Annotated in this window: 16 protein-coding genes; 6 read left to right on the plus strand and 10 right to left on the minus strand. The window is 63.5% G+C overall.

Annotated elements, in window-relative coordinates:
- Positions 1-69: 69 nt before the first annotated feature.
- On the plus strand, positions 70-477 hold the full coding sequence (locus tag FJ979_RS22365; RefSeq protein ID WP_140560537.1) for a hypothetical protein: 408 nt from the start codon (positions 70-72) through the stop codon (positions 475-477).
- A gap of 128 nt (positions 478-605) precedes the next feature.
- Here the strand turns inward: FJ979_RS22365 and FJ979_RS22370 are convergent, their stop codons facing one another.
- Positions 606-2,651, minus strand: a complete 2,046-nt coding sequence (locus tag FJ979_RS22370) for an NADH:flavin oxidoreductase (protein WP_140560536.1) — start codon at positions 2,649-2,651, stop codon at positions 606-608.
- A 141-nt stretch (positions 2,652-2,792) separates the two neighbouring features.
- Here FJ979_RS22370 and queF point away from each other — a divergent pair, with 141 nt between their 5' ends.
- On the plus strand, positions 2,793-3,254 hold the full coding sequence (gene queF, locus FJ979_RS22375) for a preQ(1) synthase (RefSeq protein WP_140515582.1): 462 nt from the start codon (positions 2,793-2,795) through the stop codon (positions 3,252-3,254).
- A 9-nt stretch (positions 3,255-3,263) separates the two neighbouring features.
- On the opposite strand, the gene FJ979_RS22380 is transcribed toward queF, so the two are convergent.
- The 5 genes from FJ979_RS22380 to FJ979_RS22400 all read right to left on the minus strand — a co-directional run bounded on the left by FJ979_RS22380 (position 3,264) and on the right by FJ979_RS22400 (position 9,827).
- Entirely contained in the window at positions 3,264-3,869 is a 606-nt protein-coding gene (locus FJ979_RS22380) for a hypothetical protein (RefSeq protein WP_140560535.1), read from the minus strand.
- 4 nt (positions 3,870-3,873) lie between these two features.
- Positions 3,874-4,353: a DUF3828 domain-containing protein gene (locus tag FJ979_RS22385; protein ID WP_140583780.1), complete on the minus strand. Its 480-nt coding sequence runs from the start codon at positions 4,351-4,353 to the stop codon at positions 3,874-3,876.
- Between the two features lie 140 nt (positions 4,354-4,493).
- The gene (locus FJ979_RS22390; protein WP_140565144.1) at positions 4,494-6,476 is read right to left on the minus strand and encodes an FAD-dependent oxidoreductase; all 1,983 of its coding nucleotides are present in this window, start codon (positions 6,474-6,476) and stop codon (positions 4,494-4,496) included.
- A gap of 115 nt (positions 6,477-6,591) precedes the next feature.
- Complete coding sequence (locus FJ979_RS22395) at positions 6,592-8,241, minus strand: ABC transporter substrate-binding protein (RefSeq protein ID WP_140565142.1); 1,650 nt, start codon at positions 8,239-8,241, stop codon at positions 6,592-6,594.
- Between the two features lie 38 nt (positions 8,242-8,279).
- The gene (locus tag FJ979_RS22400) at positions 8,280-9,827 is read right to left on the minus strand and encodes a trimethylamine methyltransferase family protein (protein WP_140515574.1); all 1,548 of its coding nucleotides are present in this window, start codon (positions 9,825-9,827) and stop codon (positions 8,280-8,282) included.
- Positions 9,828-9,919: 92 nt separating this feature from the next.
- Between FJ979_RS22400 and FJ979_RS22405 the strand changes: the two genes are divergently transcribed.
- Entirely contained in the window at positions 9,920-10,822 is a 903-nt protein-coding gene (locus tag FJ979_RS22405; RefSeq protein ID WP_140557078.1) for a LysR substrate-binding domain-containing protein, read from the plus strand.
- A gap of 67 nt (positions 10,823-10,889) precedes the next feature.
- Entirely contained in the window at positions 10,890-12,767 is a 1,878-nt protein-coding gene (gene mutL / locus FJ979_RS22410; protein ID WP_140557080.1) for a DNA mismatch repair endonuclease MutL, read from the plus strand.
- Between the two features lie 37 nt (positions 12,768-12,804).
- Here mutL and FJ979_RS22415 read toward each other — a convergent pair whose 3' ends face one another.
- Together FJ979_RS22415 and FJ979_RS22420 are read right to left on the minus strand one after the other, a co-directional pair.
- Positions 12,805-13,548 carry a hypothetical protein gene (locus FJ979_RS22415; protein WP_140583782.1) on the minus strand — a complete coding sequence of 248 codons (744 nt, stop codon included), beginning with the start codon at positions 13,546-13,548 and terminating at the stop codon, positions 12,805-12,807.
- A gap of 135 nt (positions 13,549-13,683) precedes the next feature.
- Positions 13,684-14,577 carry an EamA family transporter gene (locus FJ979_RS22420; RefSeq protein ID WP_140521678.1) on the minus strand — a complete coding sequence of 298 codons (894 nt, stop codon included), beginning with the start codon at positions 14,575-14,577 and terminating at the stop codon, positions 13,684-13,686.
- 93 nt (positions 14,578-14,670) lie between these two features.
- On the opposite strand from FJ979_RS22420, the gene FJ979_RS22425 reads away from it, so the two are divergent.
- On the plus strand, positions 14,671-15,597 hold the full coding sequence (locus tag FJ979_RS22425; protein ID WP_140521676.1) for a LysR family transcriptional regulator: 927 nt from the start codon (positions 14,671-14,673) through the stop codon (positions 15,595-15,597).
- A gap of 116 nt (positions 15,598-15,713) precedes the next feature.
- On the opposite strand, the gene FJ979_RS22430 is transcribed toward FJ979_RS22425, so the two are convergent.
- Entirely contained in the window at positions 15,714-16,301 is a 588-nt protein-coding gene (locus tag FJ979_RS22430; RefSeq protein ID WP_140583784.1) for a hypothetical protein, read from the minus strand.
- Positions 16,302-16,428: 127 nt separating this feature from the next.
- Between FJ979_RS22430 and FJ979_RS22435 the strand changes: the two genes are divergently transcribed.
- Positions 16,429-16,662, plus strand: coding sequence for a DUF2093 domain-containing protein (locus tag FJ979_RS22435; protein ID WP_140494196.1), 234 nt, complete (start codon positions 16,429-16,431; stop codon positions 16,660-16,662).
- A gap of 92 nt (positions 16,663-16,754) precedes the next feature.
- Here the strand turns inward: FJ979_RS22435 and lpxK are convergent, their stop codons facing one another.
- Positions 16,755-17,786, minus strand: coding sequence for a tetraacyldisaccharide 4'-kinase (lpxK, locus tag FJ979_RS22440; protein ID WP_140560527.1), 1,032 nt, complete (start codon positions 17,784-17,786; stop codon positions 16,755-16,757).

A 17,786-nucleotide genomic window follows, 5' to 3' on the forward strand; every position in this document is an offset into this window, starting at 1 on the left:
TATACATTGGCATCTAACAGTTAGATATCTAACTATTTAGGCGACGGCGGGCAAGAGAGGAGAGCTGGTATGCAATATGTCTACATCATCACCATCGGTCTTCACGTCATGGCGGGGGTGTTCTGGGCCGGCACCACCATCACGCTGGCGCGCGACCCCGAAATCCGGGCTGAACGCTTCATTGGACCGCAAATGGGAGCGGCCGGCATGGTGTTTCTCACCGGTGCGCTGCTCTGGTATTTTTTCCATGGTGCCTATTTCGGCTCGATGGAAATGGTGCTGGCCCTCGGCATCGTTGCCGCTTTCGCCGCGGCTGGAGTGCTCAGCGCCATGGTCCGCCGCACCAGCACGCAGCTTGTTGGCGCCGACGCGGCCACCGAACCTGCCCTGCGCGCGAAGATGGCCCAAGGCGAGCGAATCGCCGCCTGGCTGCTGGTTCTCACCGTGCTCTGCATGGCCACCGCCAGAATGTTCTGATCACGGATCGTACGGTGCCGGCGCAAGCAGGCGGCGTACGCGGCGCGCAACGAACCAAGGCAGCAGATGGCTCTCCTTGCGGAGGTTCCGTTGCGCGCCTCCTCGAAATTGTTAGCGACAGCAGCCTTTCAAATCCTTAGCCCGAACCGGATGCCGTCATAGATGGCGGCGTGGATGTTGCGCGAGGCGACGGCATCGCCGATGCGGAACAGCACGAAAGATCCTTGCGGATTGCGCTCGGGAAAAATGTCGCCGCCACTCACCAGCCGCTCATAGTCTATGGCGCCGCCGTTCGTCGCCAATGGCTTCAGCGAGAGATAAAGGTCGTCTAGCGGCGCCGTGCCATGCTCGACCACCACCTGGTCGACCCGCCGCTCGCCGCGCCAGCCGTCGGCGAAATCGGAGGCAAGCTCGGCAACCAGTTGATTGCCCTCGCGGCGCACCGAGCGCAGCCTTGTGTTGATAGTGATGGTGACCCCCTTCTCCTGGAAGGCGCGCATGTAGGGTACGTGGTTCATGCCGCCCATTTCCGGCGCGAAGAATCGCTCCGGCGAAACCAGTTCCAGCTTCGAACCGGCAGCCGCGACGAGTTCCGCAGCGCCCATTCCCTGATGGCCTCCATTGTCGTCATAGAGCAGCACGTTTTCAGCCGGCTTGACGCTGCCAGCCATGATGTCCCAGCTCGATGTGACAAGAGTGTCGCCCGCCGTCAGCGGCGGATTCTGCGGCAGTCCGCCGGTGGCGATCACCACGACATCGGGCGACAACGCCAGAACGTCGTCCTTCTCGGCCCAACTGTCGTAGCGGATCTCGACGCCGAGCCGGTCGAGTTCGGCCAACCGCCAGTCGACGATGCCGATCAATTCCTTGCGGCGCGGGTTCTGCGTCGCCAGCCTGACCTGTCCGCCGGCCTGGCCCGATGCCTCCAGCACCGTCACCTGATGGCCGCGCTCCGCGGCCACGCGCGCTATTTCCAGTCCGCCTGCACCAGCGCCGATGACGACGACTTTTCGCTTTGGTCCCTCGGCCTTGGTGATGATATGCGGAATGTCCGCCTCGCGGCCGGTCGCCGCATTGTGGACGCAGAGCGCCTCGCCGCCTTCGTAGATGCGGTCGAGGCAGTAGGTGGCTCCGACACACGGGCGGATTTCGTGCTCGCGCCCTTCCATCACTTTGCGGACGATGTGCGGATCGGCGATGTGGGCGCGGGTCATGCCGACCATGTCGAGCTTGCCGGCGGCGATGGCGTGGCGCGCAGTTGCGACGTCGGAAATTCGCGCCGCGTGGAAGGTCGGGAATTTCGTCGCCGCCCTCACCTCGCCGGCGAAGTCGAGATGCGGCGATGAGCGCATGCCGGTCACCGGAATGACCTTGGTCAGTGCCGCGTCGGTCTCGATCGAGCCCCGGATGATGTTGAGGAAATCGACCTTGCCTGATGAGGCAAGCCGCCTGGCGATCTCGACGCCCTCCTCTTTCGACAGGCCTTGCGAAAAATCCTCGTCGGCGACCATGCGTATGCCGACGACGAATTTTTCGCCGACGGCCGCCCGCACGGCGTCGAGCACCATGTCGGTGAACCGCAGCCGGTTGTCGAGCGAGCCGCCGAACTCGTCCTCCCGATGGTTGGTGGACGGAGACCAGAAGCCGTCCATCAGATGGCCGTAAGCCTCGAATTCGATGCCGTCGAGACCGGCGGCCTGGCAGCGCTGGGCGGCGGAAGCATAGTCGGAAACGATGCGTTCGATATCCCAATCCTCGATGGTCTTGGGAAAGGCGCGATGCGCCGGCTCCCGCACCGGCGAAGCCGACAGGACGGGCAGCCAGTCGGCCTTGTTCCAACCGGTTCGACGGCCGAGATGGGTGATCTGGATCATCACCTTGCATTCATGCTCGTGGCAGGCGTCGGTCAGTTCCGCGAGCCATGGCACGATCCCGTCATCATAGAGATGCAAATTGCCGAAGGCGGCCGGGCTGTCGCGTGAAACGATGGCCGAGCCGGCGGTCATTGTCAGCGCCATGCCGCCCTTGGCCTTCTCCGTGTGGTAGAGCCGGTACCGCGCCTTGGGCATGCCGTCTTCCGAATAGGCAGGCTCGTGGCTGGTCGACATCACCCGGTTCTTCAACGTCAGATGCTTGAGCTGATAGGGCTGGAGAAGCGGATCGTTGCTGGTCATCGTCTTCCTGCGGTTTCAAATTGTGTTATTGAGCGGCCAGATGCGCCGCCCCTGAGTGGATTGCGGCGTTTATTCCAATCTTCGTTCGCGCCGACCGCCATGGAAGCGTGCTTCCGGCGACAGGCAGGCAAGGAGCCGTCCATGATCGATACCAAAACCCTCACCCAGCTCGGCGCGCATGTCGAGACGCCACAGAGCCCGGAAGCGGCGGTCCTGGAAACCGTGCCGTTTTCGCGCGGCGACGGCCCGCCGGCCATCGTGCGCTTCACCTGCCCGGAATTCACCTCGCTGTGCCCGGTCACCGGCCAGCCTGATTTCGCCCATATCGTCATCGACTACGCACCCGACGCGGCTCTGGTGGAATCGAAGTCGCTCAAGCTGTTCATGACCTCGTTCCGTAATCATGGTGCTTTCCATGAGGATTGCACCGTCATGATCGGCCGCCGCATCGTGGCGGCAACGAGCCCGCTATGGTTGCGCATCGGCGGCTATTGGTATCCACGCGGCGGCATTCCGATCGATGTGTTCTGGCAGACGGGCGCGCCGCCGGAAGGCGCCTGGCTGCCCGAGACCGGAGTGGCGCCCTATCGCGGGCGAGGCTAGCTCGAACCATTATTCGCATTGGTACTGGCTGAGCGCCCATTCACCGGTCACCGATAGCAGGTCCGATATCTTCCATTCGCCGTCGACCCTTTTGAACTTCCACTCAAGGCGGTGCGGGTTGCCGGCGACGACGAAGGCGACGATGACCTTGGCCTGGTCGCCATTGATCGCCTCGAGCGTCTTCAGGCTCTTGTCGATCTCGGCCTTATCATAGTCGGCATTGTCGAGCGCCATGTTGGGGTCGAGGCACTCGCCCTGCCCGGATTTGCGCAGCGCATCGCTCTTGTCGAGCACCGTTTTCGCCGGATCGACGAAATGGCGGCGCTGCGACGGATCGACCTCCAAGCCGACCTGGTCGTAGAATGGCCGGACCACCGCTGTCGGCGAGCCCGGCTGAATTGGGGCGGCAGGTTCGCTCGGCGAGGCAGCCGGTGGTGTTGCCGGCTCGGCGGCTGCGCGAGGTGCAGGCGCTGGCGGCGACCCGTTGTCGTCGGGCGCGGTGGCCGCCGGAGCGTTTGCCGGCGGCGCGCCGAGCAGCCCCTGCGCGGCGCCGCCACTCAAGTCCGCCGCCATAATGCACACGGCCGACAGTGCCAGGAACCGGCGGCGGGCCATCGGATCACTCCGGATCTTGGCCCGCCAGGCATTCGAGCTGGCTCAGCGTCCAATCGCTGGTCTTCGATGCGATGTCCGATATCCTCCACTTGCCGTCGATCTTCTTCAGCGACCAATGCATTTCGCGTTGTGCATCGTCTCCTTCGGGAAAGAGGCTGAAGCTCGCCACCACCTGGGCAGTATCGCCATCCACCATCTCGGACACTTTCAGGGTCTTGGAGACGGTCTTCTGGTCGAAATCCTGCGCATCGAGGCCCGGATCGAAATCGATGCAGGCGACCTGGTCCGGATTCTTCCTCGTTGCCTGATCGTTGAGGTCGAACAGTCTCGTCACCGGCTCGGTGAAGCGATCCCGGTATTTTGCGTCGGCCTCGAACTTGACATCCGGAACATAGAAGAACTTCACGGCGTTCGACGCCGGACCGGCCAGGGCGACAGCGGGAAAGGCCGTCGCAAGGGCGGCAAGGAGCACTGTCAGTCTCATGCAGAATCTCCGGCTTTTGATGGCTTGGCGCAATCCAGTAGCACGCATCCTGCATATCGGCTTTTTTGCGGCTCATGAAGCCCGCGGCCGCGTCGCGGCCGATGCAGGTCATCCGACAGTCGTGCGTGCCAAGACTGCGATCAGAGACCAAGCGCCACCTTGCGGCCATCATGGATGGCAAAAGCCGCCTGCCTTGAGGCGGTACAATCACCAATCGACGTGTGGGCAATTTTGCGCCTGTCGAGTTCGACGGAAAGCATGTCGGCTGCCATATTCGTCGTGGCGAAGACCAGCGCATCGGCTTCGACGTCCTGCTCGGTTCCGTCGAGCAGGGAAGCGACCCTGGCGGCCTTCCCGTCCCAATGAACGATGGCGCTCTCGGTCAAAAACCGCACCCGCAGCCTGGCGAGTGCGCGGCGCAGCGGCGCGTCGACTGCCATTCGCTGAAGCTCTTTGCCAACCAGGGCGTCGGGTGTCACAAGCGTCACATTGTGACCGTCCTCGGCGAGTTTCCAGGCGGTGCCGCACCCTTTCCAATTGCCGCCATCGTCGAGCAAGATAACATTTTTGCCTGGTCTCGCCTCACGGGCCATCACGGCTTCGGCCGAGAGAACCAGCCCGCCGCCCGGGATGCTTTCCCACTGCGGCAATGCCCGTTGGAAAGCGCCGTCTGACGGCATCGAGCCGGTTGCGATGATGACGTGGTCCGCGCCTTCGCGCTCGACATCCTCCGCCTCGACATATTGTCCGTACTGGACGTCGACCTGAAGCTGGCTGAGCTGGCGCTGGTACCAGTCGATCAGATCCAGAATCTGGGCGCGGCGCGGTTGCAGCCCCGCAAGGCGGAACTGCCCCCCAAGACGGTCGGAAGCCTCGGCCAGCGTGACACGGTGACCGCGTTCGGCTGCTACACGCGCCGCTTCGAGGCCGGCGGGACCGCCGCCGACGACCAGTACGCGCTTGGGTTGGCTAGCCGGGGCGAAGCGATCTCCGCCCCATTCCCATTCCCGCCCCGCCGAGGGATTGATGACGCAGCTGATCCAGTAGTCGCGGCTGCGTCGGCCCCAACACATCTGGTTGCAGGACAGGCACCCGCGAATGTCTTCCGGCCGTCCGGCGGCGGCCTTTGCGGCCAGGTGCGGATCGGCGATCTGCCCCCGCACGATGGAAACCAGATCAGCGTGGCCTTCGCTCAGCACACTTTCGGCATTCTGCGGGGTACGGATGTGACTCTCGGCGGTGACCAACGCGTGGCGCACGGTGGATTTGAGCACGGACGCCAGGTCGGCGCCGAGCTTTTCCGGATAAACAAAGGTCGGGATGATTTTGGAGAAATCGAAGTAGGAGCCCGTTCCACAAGTCACATAATCCATCAAAGAATGGCGGTCGTGGAGGTCGATTATCTCGGCCAATGCTTCGCGCTTCAGCGCCACTTCGACTTCCGGTTCGTCGTTGACCGCAAGGCCGATGATGAAATCATCGCCGCATTCCCGGCGAATTCTGCTCATCACCTCACGGCTCATCCGGGTGCGATTTTGAAGGCTGCCGCCCCACCGGTCGTCGCGGCGATTCGACCAGGGCGTCCAGAACTGGTCCAGCATCGAATGATACGCCGCCCAGACCTCGACGCCATCGAAACCGGCCTCGCGGCAACGGCGCGCCGCCTGTACGAAACCGTCGATCGTTTCCTCGATCTCGGCTTCGGACATTCGATGCGAACCGTCAGAGTCGTGATAACTCGGCAGTCCGGAAGGGGACCAGCCGGCATGGAACGAGTTGTCCGCGTCCGCGTGCTGACCGACATGATAGAGCTGCTGGATGGCGACGGCGCCATTGCCGCGGATCGCTTCCGTCACTTTGCGGAAATGGGGGATCACGCTGTCGTCGGAAGGACGGAAGTTGCCGCGGGTAAGAACCGCGGCCCGGTGCACCGGCATCGGCTCGACGACGATCATGCCCGCGCCGCCGATAGCGCGTTCGGCATAATAGCCGACATGCCGTTCTGTCGGCAGTCCCTCTACTGCCATGTTCGCGGTATGGGCTCCGAACACGATCCTGTTGCGTAAGGTCTTGCCGCGCAGAGCAATCGGCGTGAACAACCGGTTGAAGACCTGCCCAGACATGTACCGCTCCTCAAAAGCCCTAGCGGCAGCACCCGAGCGCCAGCGCCCGCAGCCATAATCGATTTGCCGGACAGCCGGCACCTGAAAGGGTGCCGGCATTCGCCAACCATTGCAGCTAGGCGTCCAGCCAGACATTCTGGAGGTCCATTTCAAAAGTCTGGTGGACGCCGTAGTTCTTCACCTTCTTGCTCGTATGACTGTAGAGCTTCTGCCAGAACGGCTGGATGATGACGCCGGAATCCTGCAGGATCTGCTCGACATCCTTCATCACCTCCTTGCGCTTGGCGACGTCGATCAGCGATAGCGCCTGCTTGAGCTTGGCGTCGAAATCGGGATTCGAATACGCCGATTCATTCCAGGCCTCGCCGGTGCGATAGCCGAGCGCCAGCACCTGGACGCCGAGCGGGCGCATGTACCAGATCGTCATCGAATAGGGATATTTCGTCCAGTCGTTCCAGAACGTCGAGCCCGGCAGCACCGTCCGTTTCACCTTGATTCCGGCCTCGCGCAACTGGCCCGCGATGGCATCGCCGGTGTTCTTCTGCCAATCGTCCTCGATGGTGATCAGCTCATGCTCGAAGTCGGCCTGACCCGCCTCCGCCATCAGCTTCTTGGCGCCAGCGGCATCACGCTCCTTCTTGGGCAGCGGGTAATACTCCGGATGGATGGGGCTGACATGGTGGTTTTCGCCGACCGTGCCGCGACCGCTGTAGCCAAGCTGCAGCACCGCGTTGTTGTCGACCGCCATCTGGAGCGCGTTGCGAACACGCTTGTCGTCGTAGGGTTTGTGCGTGACGTTGGTGCGCGCAACCAGGGTGGTCGCGGTCGCCACCTCCGATTTCTCCAGCCCCATCTTGTCGAGGATGTCGATAAAATCGGCGGGCGACTCGAAATTGAGGTCGATTTCGCCGGAATCGAAGGCATTCACCGTGGCGTTGAAGTCGGTGCCGTAGTCGATGAATTCGACGCCGTCGAGCGGAGCTTCGCCGCCCCACCATTTGCCGTTCTCGCGGCGCTTGACGACAGCCTTCTGGCCAACATCGTAAGAGACCAGCTCGAAGGGTCCGGTGCCGATCGGCTTCTTGATCGGATCGGCGCCATCGGCATCGAAATTGCGGTGGACGACGAGCGCCGGATAGTCGGTGAAGTTCGGGATCAGCGAAATGTCGGGCTCGGAGAGCTTCAGCTTGACCGTGTTGTCGTCGACCTTGGTGATCGCGCCGTCCCTCGCCTTGCCGGTCTTGGCGTCGATCAGCGCGCCGACACGCGCGGCCATGGAGTTGCCGGCGACGCCCTTCTCGCACCAGCGCGTCAGATTGTGCACCACATCATCGGCGTTGAAGACATCGCCATTGTTCCAGGTGATGTCCTTGCGCACGTGCAGCGTATATTCGGTGGCGTCGTCGTTGATGTCCCAGCTTTCGAGCAGCACCGGCTCGAAGGTGAACTGCCTGGTATAGCGCACAAGCGGCTCCAGCCAGGTGCGCGAGATGTTGGCAAGCTCAACCCAGTCGTAGGTGCGCGGATCCTTCTGCGCCTTGACCGACATCGAGACACGCAGCGTTCCGCCCTTCTTCGGCTCCTCGGCCAAGGCGTCCGTCGGCGCGGCAAGGCCGATCATGCCATAGGCCAGAGCCGTCGATGCCCCGAAGGCGCTTGCCAACGCCAGGAATTCGCGCCGATCGAACCTACCCGCACGCGCCTCGTTGGCCATCTCCTCTATGGCGCTTGGAACACGATCACCATTGCTTTTGAAAAGCGTCATTTTTTCCTCCCTGTGGTTCCCGTCAGATCTTCGTCCCGTCAGCTAACGCTGTCCGGCAATTTCTCCTCGCGCAGCGCGATAAAATCCCTGAGACCGTCGGCGATGCCCACATCGAGCTTCGGCTCCTCATAATCGGCCAGCATGTTGCGCGCTTTCTCCCGGCCGCGCGTGTCGTGGTCCTTCGCCCCTTCGGCCTTCCACTGTTCATAGGAATTGAAATCCATGATGCTGGGCATGAAGAAGGCCCGCTCGAAATGCTCGAGCGTGTGCTGGGTGCCGAGGAAATGGCCCTGCGGCCCCACCTCGCGGATGGCGGCCATCGCTTCCTTGAAATCGTCGAACGGCAGCCCGCCGGCATATTTGTACCAGCCGACGAGCTGTTCGCAATCGGTCGCGAACTTCGAATAGCCGCAGGTGAGACCCGCCTCGAGCCATCCGGCCGAGTGCCAGATGTAGTTGGCTCCGGCAAGGATGGCGGCATGCATGAGCATGTTCGCCTCGTAGCCGGCCTGGGCATCGTTCAGCTTCGAGCCGACATGGAAGCCGGACGTGCGCCACGGCAGCCCGTATTTCCGCGCCAGCGCGCCCATCAGATACATCATCTGCGCGGCCTCCGGCGTGCCGCCCATCGGAGCGCCGGTCTTCATGTCGACCGTGACCATAAACTGGCCGTAGATTTGAGGCGAGCCGGGACGCAGGAGCTGGGTGAACGCTACACCGGCAAGCGCCTCGGCATTGACCTGCGCCACCGCGCCCACGGCCGAGGCCGAGGTCGAGGCGCCGCAGAGCGCGAAGGGCGCCAGGATCAGCGGCTGATTGTGACGGGCATAGACCTTCATCGCATCCAGCATGGTGGCATCCCATACCAGCGGTGAATTGCAGTTGGTGATCGACACCAGCACAGGGTTGTCGCGCACGTAATCCTCACCGAACACGATGCCCGCCATCGCCATCGTGTCTTCCGCCCGATCCTTCGACGTCACGATGCCCATGAACGGCTTGTCGGAATGCTTCAGCGCCGAATGGATGATGTGGAGGTGACGCTTGGGCACCGCTATTTCCATCGGCTCGCAGATGATCGAGCTCGAGGAATGCAGGGCTGGCGCCATGTAGGCGAGCTTGTGGAAATTGTTGAGGTCGGCGAGCGTGCCGTAGCGCCTGACATTGTCGAGGTCACGCACATAAGGCGCGCCATACATCGGCACGAAGATGGAATTCTTTCCGCCCACGCGCACCGTACGCTCAGGGTTGCGCGCGTTGAGCGTGAACTCCGACGGCACCTTCGAGACGAGCTCCATCAGCAAGGCCCGGTCGATCCGCACTCTTGTCTCGGAGACGTCCGCGCCGGCGGCCTTCCACATCTCGATGGCCTCATCGTCGCGGAACTCGCATCCCACGTCCTCCAGGATGGCGAGCGATTCCTGGTGTATGAGTTCCACTGCCTCGTCCGGCACCATCTGATAGACGGGGATTTGGCGGACCAGTGTCGGAAACGACGTTACCGGAGCTCCCCGCAGCGCCTTGCGCCCCAGGCGGCCGCCGGCTCGACGATTGGCGTGTTCGGTCACAGCGGCCGGTGCGTTCATGGCAACTCCATTCCTCTTATACCTCGCAGCCTAGACGCACAAAACAGGAATGTGACGCTGGAAAATCCTGATCTCTTGTATAAGCTCTGCTTATGCGAAACCTGCGCCACCTCCTTCCCTCGGCCGGCAGCCTGATCGTCTTCGAGGCGGCGGGCCGCCTGTCGAGCTTCACCGCCGCCGGGCGAGAGCTCGGCATGACCCAGGCCGCCGTTTCCTACGCGGTGCGCGGGCTGGAGGAACAGCTCGGCGCCAAGCTGTTCCAGCGCCGTCACCGGCAGGTCAGCCTGACGGAGGCCGGCGAGCGTTTCCACGCCGACGTTTCGCTGGGCCTGTCCCACATCCGAAAGTCGGCGGAGGATCTGCGCCTGCAGGCGACCGGAGGCCACGTGACGCTTGCCGCCTCGACTGCGTTCGGCTCCTTCTGGATGATGCCGCGGCTGCAGCAGTTCCGCGACGAACTGCCGGGCATTGATCTGCGCATCCAGACCGCCGACCGCGACCTCGACATCATCGCAGAGGGAATCCCGCTTGCCGTGCGCGGCGGCGAACCGAGGGACTGGCAGGACTATCATTCGCTGCCGCTTGCCGACGAAGAGATCTTTCCCGTCGCCGGCACCAGCTACGCGGCGAAGTTCGGCCTGCCCAAATCGGTCGCGGAACTGGCCACGCACCGTCTCATCCATCTTGAGGAGCCCTATCGGGAGGCGGCGAGCTGGAATGAGTGGTTCGAATCGGCCGGCGCCCGTCTCGGCGATACCGCGCGCGGCCTGCGCATCAACGATTACGGGCTGGTAATCCAGGGCGTCATGGAAGGGCAAGGCATCGCGCTCGGCTGGCGCCACCTTGCCGAGCGGATGCTCGCGACGGGACTGCTGGTGCCGGTGACGGACCATGTGCTCAAGACCGGCAAGGCGTTCTATGTCATCTGGCCGAGGAACCGGGAGCTTAGCGAGAATGCCCGCAAGGTACGGGATTGGCTGGCAGCGCAAGCGTGAGGTCGTTCACTGTTTTCACCGTATTTCACCCTCGCCCGCTCGGCACGAATCCGCCTATACTGTCACCATGCCCATACGCCAGCTTTCCGAAACGATGATCAACCAGATCGCCGCCGGCGAAGTCATCGAGCGTCCGGCAAGCGTGGTGAAGGAACTGGTCGAGAACGCGCTTGATGCCGGTGCGGGAAAGGTCGAGGTCGTCACATCAGGCGGCGGGTTGAACCTGATCCGTGTCACCGACGACGGCTTCGGCATCCCCGAACAGGAGCTTTCGCTGGCGATCGCACGCCATTGCACCTCCAAGCTTGCCGAAGACATCCACGACATCCGCTCGCTCGGCTTTCGCGGCGAGGCGCTGCCATCGATCGGCTCGGTATCGCGCTTGTCGATCCGCTCGCGCACGGCGGCAAGCGACAGCGCCGCCGAGATCGGCATCGAGGGCGGCAGGATCTCGCCCGTTAGGCCGGCGGCGGCCAATCGCGGCACCACCGTGGAGGTGCGCGACCTTTTCTTCGCCACCCCGGCAAGGCTGAAATTCATGAAAGGCGAGCGCGCCGAAAGCTCGGCGACCAGCGACGTGGTCAAGCGCATCGCGATCGCCTTTCCGACCGTTCGCTTCACGCTCAGCGGTTCCGACCGCTCGACGCTTGAATTGCCGGCGACCGATGACAGCGCGGACGGACGCCTGCGCCGCATCGCCCAGGTGATGGGGGCCGAGTTTCCCGACAATTCCATTGCCATCGATGCGATGCGCGAAGGCGTGCATCTGACCGGCCATGTATCGATCCCGTCCTTCACCCGCGCAAACGCGCTGCAGCAATATGCCTATGTCAATGGCCGGCCAGTGCGCGACAAGCTGATCGCCGGCGCTATCAGAGGCGCCTTCGCCGACGTCCTGCCACGCGACCGCCATGCGGTCACGGTGCTTTTCCTGACACTCGACCCGGCGATCGTCGACGTCAATGTCCACCCAGCCAAGGCCGATGTCCGCTTCCGCGACCCCGGCCTGGTGCGCGGGCTGATAGTCGGCGCCATCCGTCAGGCGCTTGCCGAAGCCGGCATCCGCGCCGCCACTTCCGGTGCCGCCGGCATGATGGCGGCGTTCCGGCCGGGAGCGGCGTCATACGCCCATGGCGGCCCGGCCAATGGTCACCGCAGCTACGAAGCGGCCTACCGCGCCTCGGGCTCTGCCGGTTTCGACCACGCACGCTCGCCGCAACGGCCACTCGACATGGAGTTCCAGGGTTCAGGATTCGAACGAAACGGCGGGTTCGGCGAAAACGAGCAGGCGGCGTTCGATGCCGGCCCGATCGCCAGCGCCGACGCCCGGGCAGGACAGGGCGAAGCGGCGGAGACGCTGCTTGGCACGGTGCTCGGTGCGGCACGGGCGCAGGTGCATGAGAACTACATCGTCGCCCAGACCAGGGACTCACTTGTCATCGTCGACCAGCATGCCGCGCATGAGCGGCTGGTCTACGAGGCGTTGAAGAACGCGCTGCACGCGCGCGCCGTGCCGTCGCAGATGCTGCTTCTGCCGGAGATCGTCGACCTGCCTGAAGAGGATGCCGAACGGCTCGCCACGCATTCCGAAACGCTCGCCCGCTTCGGGCTCGGCATCGAGCGTTTCGGGCCGGGCGCCGTGGCCGTGCGCGAGACACCGTCGATGCTGGGCGAGACCAACGTCCAGCAATTGGTGCGCGACCTCGCCGACGAGATCGCCGACAACGACACCGTCGACACGCTGAAGGAAAGGCTGGACAAAATCGCGGCGACCATGGCCTGCCATGGTTCAGTGCGTTCCGGCCGCCTGCTCAAGGCCGAGGAGATGAACGCGCTGCTGCGCCAGATGGAGGCCACGCCCGGCTCCGGCACCTGCAACCACGGCCGCCCGACCTATATCGAACTCAAGCTGGCGGACATCGAAAGGCTGTTCGGGCGGCGGTGAAGTTTGGCCCTATGTCGGCAAGGCCGGGCGCCATCGGTCACTTCTTTTGCTGGTATTTCCTGGCGGAACGATTGAAAATGTAATCCATCGTGTGTCCGTTGCCGCCGCCACGAAAGTTCACGGAGATGATGTCCTTGCGACGCTCCACCCATTTCTGGACGTTCATGTATATAGGCGTCATCAACATGCCCGCATCGCAACCATCGTCATCGAAAGGGATTTGCTGGACGACCTTGCCGCTGGTCTTCTTGATGACCTGCATTTTCGTCATGCAAATCCCTGAACCGGTGTTTGTGTAAAGTCCGGCAAACCGGTCGGCAGCGGTCTCAGCCCAAAAGGGAATTTCAACAGTTCCGTCGAGTTTCGCCTCGCCCGTGTCGTCCAGGCTTGCAACCTTCTTCAGCGTGACCGGAAATTTGTCCGCGCCTTTGCGCCAGGTCCCTCTCGCACCGCTTTCGCCGATGTCGAGGGAAAGCGGGCAATTCGTGGTATCGACTGGTGTCTTCGATCCCATCACCATGATGCGTTCAAATTCCTGGTCGTCCGAAATCGCGCACAGCGAGAGCCTGGTGCCGCTGACCGTGCCGTAGAGCGCGATCGGATTCTGCCTGGCGTCGTAGAAATAACTTCCCTCGACCGTTATGCCGCTGCCATAGCTGTCATATGTCTGAAGCGATAGATGAACGGGATCGGGTCCTATCGACCCTTCGTAGTTCTCCACGTGATACCAGCCGGCGACGGCCTTTTGGCTCAGCAGCAGCAAGCAGAAAAACGCGGCCACGAACGCTCTTCCCATCCCGATCCCCTCCATCAGCGCAAATCAGGATAGCGCGCCTTATGCCCGTATCACAGGGGTTGCCGGTTGAAGCAGCGCGACTTGTGGATTTGAGTCGGAAAACAGCCGCAACTCTCTGATTTATCGCTTCAAATTCACTACGATGACGCCCCCTAGCGCCAGCGCGCCGCCAAGCAGGCCGAGCAGCATCGGGACTTCGCCCAGCCAGAAGAAGCCGATCAGGGCGGACATGGGAGAAACCAGATAAAGGAAGTTCGAGGCACGCGCCGCAGGCAAGCGCGAAAGCGCCGTCGCCCAGGCGGCATAGGCGATCAGGCTCGGCACGACGCCGAGATAGATGACCGCCCCCAGCCCCGCCATATCGGCGACCGCCGCCTGCGAAAAAGCTGCCGGCAGGAAGGGCGCCAGGCAGAGCGCGCCGAGCACCATATTCGAGGCCGCGATGGTCAGTGGATGGTGGCGGGCGAACAGCGGCTTCTGCACGATGGTGTTGACGGCCGAACAGAGCGCTGATCCCAGCACCAGAAGCGCACCCGTGTCGAAATGCAGGCCCTGTCCGTCGGCCATGGCGATAATGCCGATGCCGCTGAAGGAAATGGCGGTGCCGACCCAGGCCATCGTCGAGAATCGTTCGCCGAGCAGCGCCATCGCCATGATGGCGGTGAAGATCGGGCTGACATTGATGATGAATCCGGCAGCACCGGCCGAAACCGTCAGTTCGCCGAAATTGAGCATGGCGGTGTAGAGCGCGACGAAAACGGCGCCGCCAAAGGCCAGGCGCCACAACTCGCCTATGCGCGGCAGCGTCGGCCGCCTGACAGCAAGGAAGATCGCCGCAGGTACCGCGGCGATGGCAAAGCGCAGGGCGCCGAGTTCGAGCGGCCCGAACGCGGCGAGGCCAGCCCGGATCGCCGGAAAGGCCGAGGCCCAGCCAATCACCGTCAGCGCCACCGCTACGGCCGCGGTGGTGTCCATCCGCTGTGCTGGATTCAACGTGCTCGTCATCGCCCTCATCTCATCGTCCTCCCGTTCTTTCGCCTCTCGATGGGGAGAAAACGCTTTTTCGGACCAATTGACAAACGACCAAATCGAGGGTCAGCTGTGACTATGGATCACAGCTTAGACGACATCTTGCCGCTCGAGACACTGCGCGCCTTCGATGCAGCGGCACGCACGGGGAGTTTTTCGGCAGCCGCGCAGAGGCTCAATCTCACCCATGGCGCTATCAGCCGGCAGATCGCCAAGCTGGAGGGCTGGCTTGGCCTGAAGGTTTTCGAACGCGGGGCGCGCGGCGTGACGCTGACGAACGAAGGCAATCGCCTGCATCTCAGGACCACCGAAGCCTTCGCGTTGATCTCGGTCAATTCGGACCGCTGGGTTGAACCGCGCGGCACCGCAGTGGTGCGGCTGGCCTCGATCCCCTCGGTAAGCGGCCTATGGCTGATGCCACGCATGGCGGCGCTTGAGAATGATCCCACCCGCCTGCGCATCGTGCTGGATGTCGATAACCGCCAGGCCGATCTCGCCGATGAAGGCATCGATCTGTCGGTGCGCTGCGGACGCGGCCGCATCCCGGGCCGCGTTTCGATGCAGTTGTTCGAGGAGTATCTGTTTCCGATCGCCTCGCCGAGCCTCGCGCCTGAGATCGGTGGCGGCGACCCGGCCCGGCTGCTCAAATTCCCGCTGATCAACGATTCCGACGCATCCGGCTGGCGCGCCTGGTTCGCCGCGCGGGACATGGATTACCGGCCGCGCCCGCAGGATCGCCGCTTCGAAGACTACAATCTGGTGCTCGATGCCGCGGCGCACAGCCTGGGCATCGCCCTGGCGCGCCCGCCGCTCACCGAACACCAGATACGGTCGGGGCGCGTCGTGGCCGTCGACGACCGTGTTGTGCTCAATCCCGTCTCCTACTGGCTAGATCGTCCCGCCGGGAGGCCCCGCGCCGCTGCCGCCGACCTGTCGCGCCGCATCGCGGCGCAGGCCGGTGTGTCGGCGGAAAAGATCGAACACTTCATCGAAGCCGACACGTAGGTTTCAGAGCAGTTCACCGTTTCACGGAAACGGCGAACCGCTCTATGTCTTTGTTTTGCGCAATTCCATAGGGAAAGCGCTACGCGCTTTTCCCGGGAAAACCGTACACACTTGCTTTAGCGAATGGCCAACCAGACAAATGCAATGAGCGCGGCAACCAGCAGGCCCGTTGCGATGGGGCCGATGCCGACCGCGCCTTGTTCGCGATTCCCCGGTGCGGCTCCCTTTGGCTGGCCGGTCATGCGCCCCGGCACCACATTGTCGGCTGACGCCTTTTGCACGACGGATACCCGCGGCGAGACGAACGCCGGCCACGAGAGCGGCGCGGGCCGTGCAGCCCCACCGTCTTCGGCTCTTGTGACCGCCACTGGCACGCCGCGCTGAGCCTCGTCGCCTGGCGACGTCTGCTTGCGCGCCGCAATCTCGGAAACGGTCTTTCCGGCGGTGTCCATGTCCGGCTCCATCGCCGCCTGATAGGCCCGCACGATCTGCGGTGCGGCCAATTGCTGCGACGTCTCGGCCGACGCGGGCGGCAGGGCCGCCAACGCTTCCAAGGCCGGTTGCGGGCGCAAGGCCGGCAGCGGCGGTCGCAAGGCCACCTTGACCAGCGCTGCCTTGAGCGCATCGGGTTTCGCCGACGGCACCGCCTGCGGCGTCATCGCCTCCTTGAGCAAGGAAGCCGGCCGAGCGGAAGAAATGTCCATCATGTCCCCACCAATGGTACCCTTCGGCTCATCAAATAGGATATCAGCATTGCCTCGAGCTTGTCCCATGCTTGACCTTGCCGGCAATTTGTGGCGATGAACTCGGCATGAAGCTCGGCACCAAAGCATGATGAACCGTTTCGAAGGCCCCGGCGGCAAGGAAGCCCGTATCCGCTATCTCGACGGCGACTTCCAGGTGACGAGCCCCGGCGCGTTCGTGCGCTGCGCCGTGACCGGCGAAAGCATTCCGCTCGACGAGCTGAAGTACTGGAGCGTCGAGAGGCAGGAGCCCTACATCAACGCCGCGGCCTCATTGCGCCGCGAGATCGAGGCGCATCCGGAATTGCGCAAGCGAAGCTGAGCAAATCCAGGAATGCGCAGCGATTTCTGTCCGCCGTTGCGTAAAAACCAAGAGGCAGAGCGGGTCGGCGATTCCATCGAAGGCTGAACGCCTTAGCCCTTAAGCTTAAGCTTACGCTGGCGCCAGGCATCGAGCGTCTCCCCGATGATACGTTCGGGAACGTGGTCGAGCTCGAAGACCGCGTCGATTTCCAGCACGTCGAGACGATCGAGAAAGTCCTTCGAGGCGCCGTGGCGCAGCCGGGCGGCATCCTTGGCGGTGGTGATGAGGCCGAGCCCTTCGGCGCGCGCGGTGGCCGCCAGTTCGGCAAGCTCATCCTCGGCGTAGAAATGATGATCCGGAAACGGCCGCTTCAAAGCCACCTCGCCGCCGGCCTCCTCTACCGTGTCGAAGAATTTCTCGGGGTGGCCGATGCCGGCGAAGGCAAGATAGCGTTTGCCGGCGAGGCGTTCCTTGCCGCTCGGCTCGGTGTGAGCCTCGAAGATCGGCCGGCCGGCGCGCGCCGCCTGGCGCACCACCGCGTCGGCGGCGGTGCCGTCACCCATCTTCAGCAACCCGCTGGTGAAGACCAGCTGATCGACGACCTTGGCCCTGAGCGGCCCGCCCGGGATGACACGGCCGTTGCCGATGCCGTACCGCGCATCGACGACGACCAGCGCATAGTCGATATGGATGCGCGCGCTCTGGAAACCGTCATCCATGATCAGGAAATCGCAGCCATGATTTTCCATGAGCAGTCGGGCGCCGGCGGCGCGGTGCGGCGTCACTGCCACGGGCGCGTGTTCGGCCAGCAGCAGCGGCTCGTCACCGACATGCCTGGCGCTGTCGTGTTTGATGTCGACGACATGCGGCTCGGCGAAGGAGCCGCCATGGCCGCGCGAGAGGAAACCGGGTTTGAGCCGCATGCGCCTGGCGTGTTCGGCCATGGCGATCGCCACCGGGGTCTTGCCCGTCCCGCCGACGGTGAAATTGCCGATGCACAGAACCGGCGCTTCGATCTTCTCGCGTCTGGCCCGCCGCATGCCACGGCCGGCGACGAATGCATAGGCGGCCGACAGCGGCGACAGCGCGAAAACGCGCCAGTCCGGCTCCTCCCACCAGAACGGCGGTGCTTCGGAGGCCAT

The sequence above is a fragment of the Mesorhizobium sp. B1-1-6 genome, assembly GCF_006443035.1.
Classification (GTDB): domain Bacteria; phylum Pseudomonadota; class Alphaproteobacteria; order Rhizobiales; family Rhizobiaceae; genus Mesorhizobium.

Coding starts and splice junctions, on each gene's coding strand:
- FJ979_RS22365 (WP_140560537.1), top strand. CDS start 70: ATGCAATATGTCTACATCATCACCATCGGTCTTCACGTCATGGCGGGG.
- FJ979_RS22370 (WP_140560536.1), bottom strand. CDS start 2,651: ATGACCAGCAACGATCCGCTTCTCCAGCCCTATCAGCTCAAGCATCTG.
- queF (WP_140515582.1), top strand. CDS start 2,793: ATGATCGATACCAAAACCCTCACCCAGCTCGGCGCGCATGTCGAGACG.
- FJ979_RS22380 (WP_140560535.1), bottom strand. CDS start 3,869: ATGGCCCGCCGCCGGTTCCTGGCACTGTCGGCCGTGTGCATTATGGCG.
- FJ979_RS22385 (WP_140583780.1), bottom strand. CDS start 4,353: ATGAGACTGACAGTGCTCCTTGCCGCCCTTGCGACGGCCTTTCCCGCT.
- FJ979_RS22390 (WP_140565144.1), bottom strand. CDS start 6,476: ATGTCTGGGCAGGTCTTCAACCGGTTGTTCACGCCGATTGCTCTGCGC.
- FJ979_RS22395 (WP_140565142.1), bottom strand. CDS start 8,241: ATGACGCTTTTCAAAAGCAATGGTGATCGTGTTCCAAGCGCCATAGAG.
- FJ979_RS22400 (WP_140515574.1), bottom strand. CDS start 9,827: ATGAACGCACCGGCCGCTGTGACCGAACACGCCAATCGTCGAGCCGGC.
- FJ979_RS22405 (WP_140557078.1), top strand. CDS start 9,920: ATGCGAAACCTGCGCCACCTCCTTCCCTCGGCCGGCAGCCTGATCGTC.
- mutL (WP_140557080.1), top strand. CDS start 10,890: ATGCCCATACGCCAGCTTTCCGAAACGATGATCAACCAGATCGCCGCC.
- FJ979_RS22420 (WP_140521678.1), bottom strand. CDS start 14,577: ATGAGGGCGATGACGAGCACGTTGAATCCAGCACAGCGGATGGACACC.
- FJ979_RS22425 (WP_140521676.1), top strand. CDS start 14,671: ATGGATCACAGCTTAGACGACATCTTGCCGCTCGAGACACTGCGCGCC.
- FJ979_RS22430 (WP_140583784.1), bottom strand. CDS start 16,301: ATGGACATTTCTTCCGCTCGGCCGGCTTCCTTGCTCAAGGAGGCGATG.
- FJ979_RS22435 (WP_140494196.1), top strand. CDS start 16,429: ATGATGAACCGTTTCGAAGGCCCCGGCGGCAAGGAAGCCCGTATCCGC.
- lpxK (WP_140560527.1), bottom strand. CDS start 17,786: ATGGCCTCCGAAGCACCGCCGTTCTGGTGGGAGGAGCCGGACTGGCGC.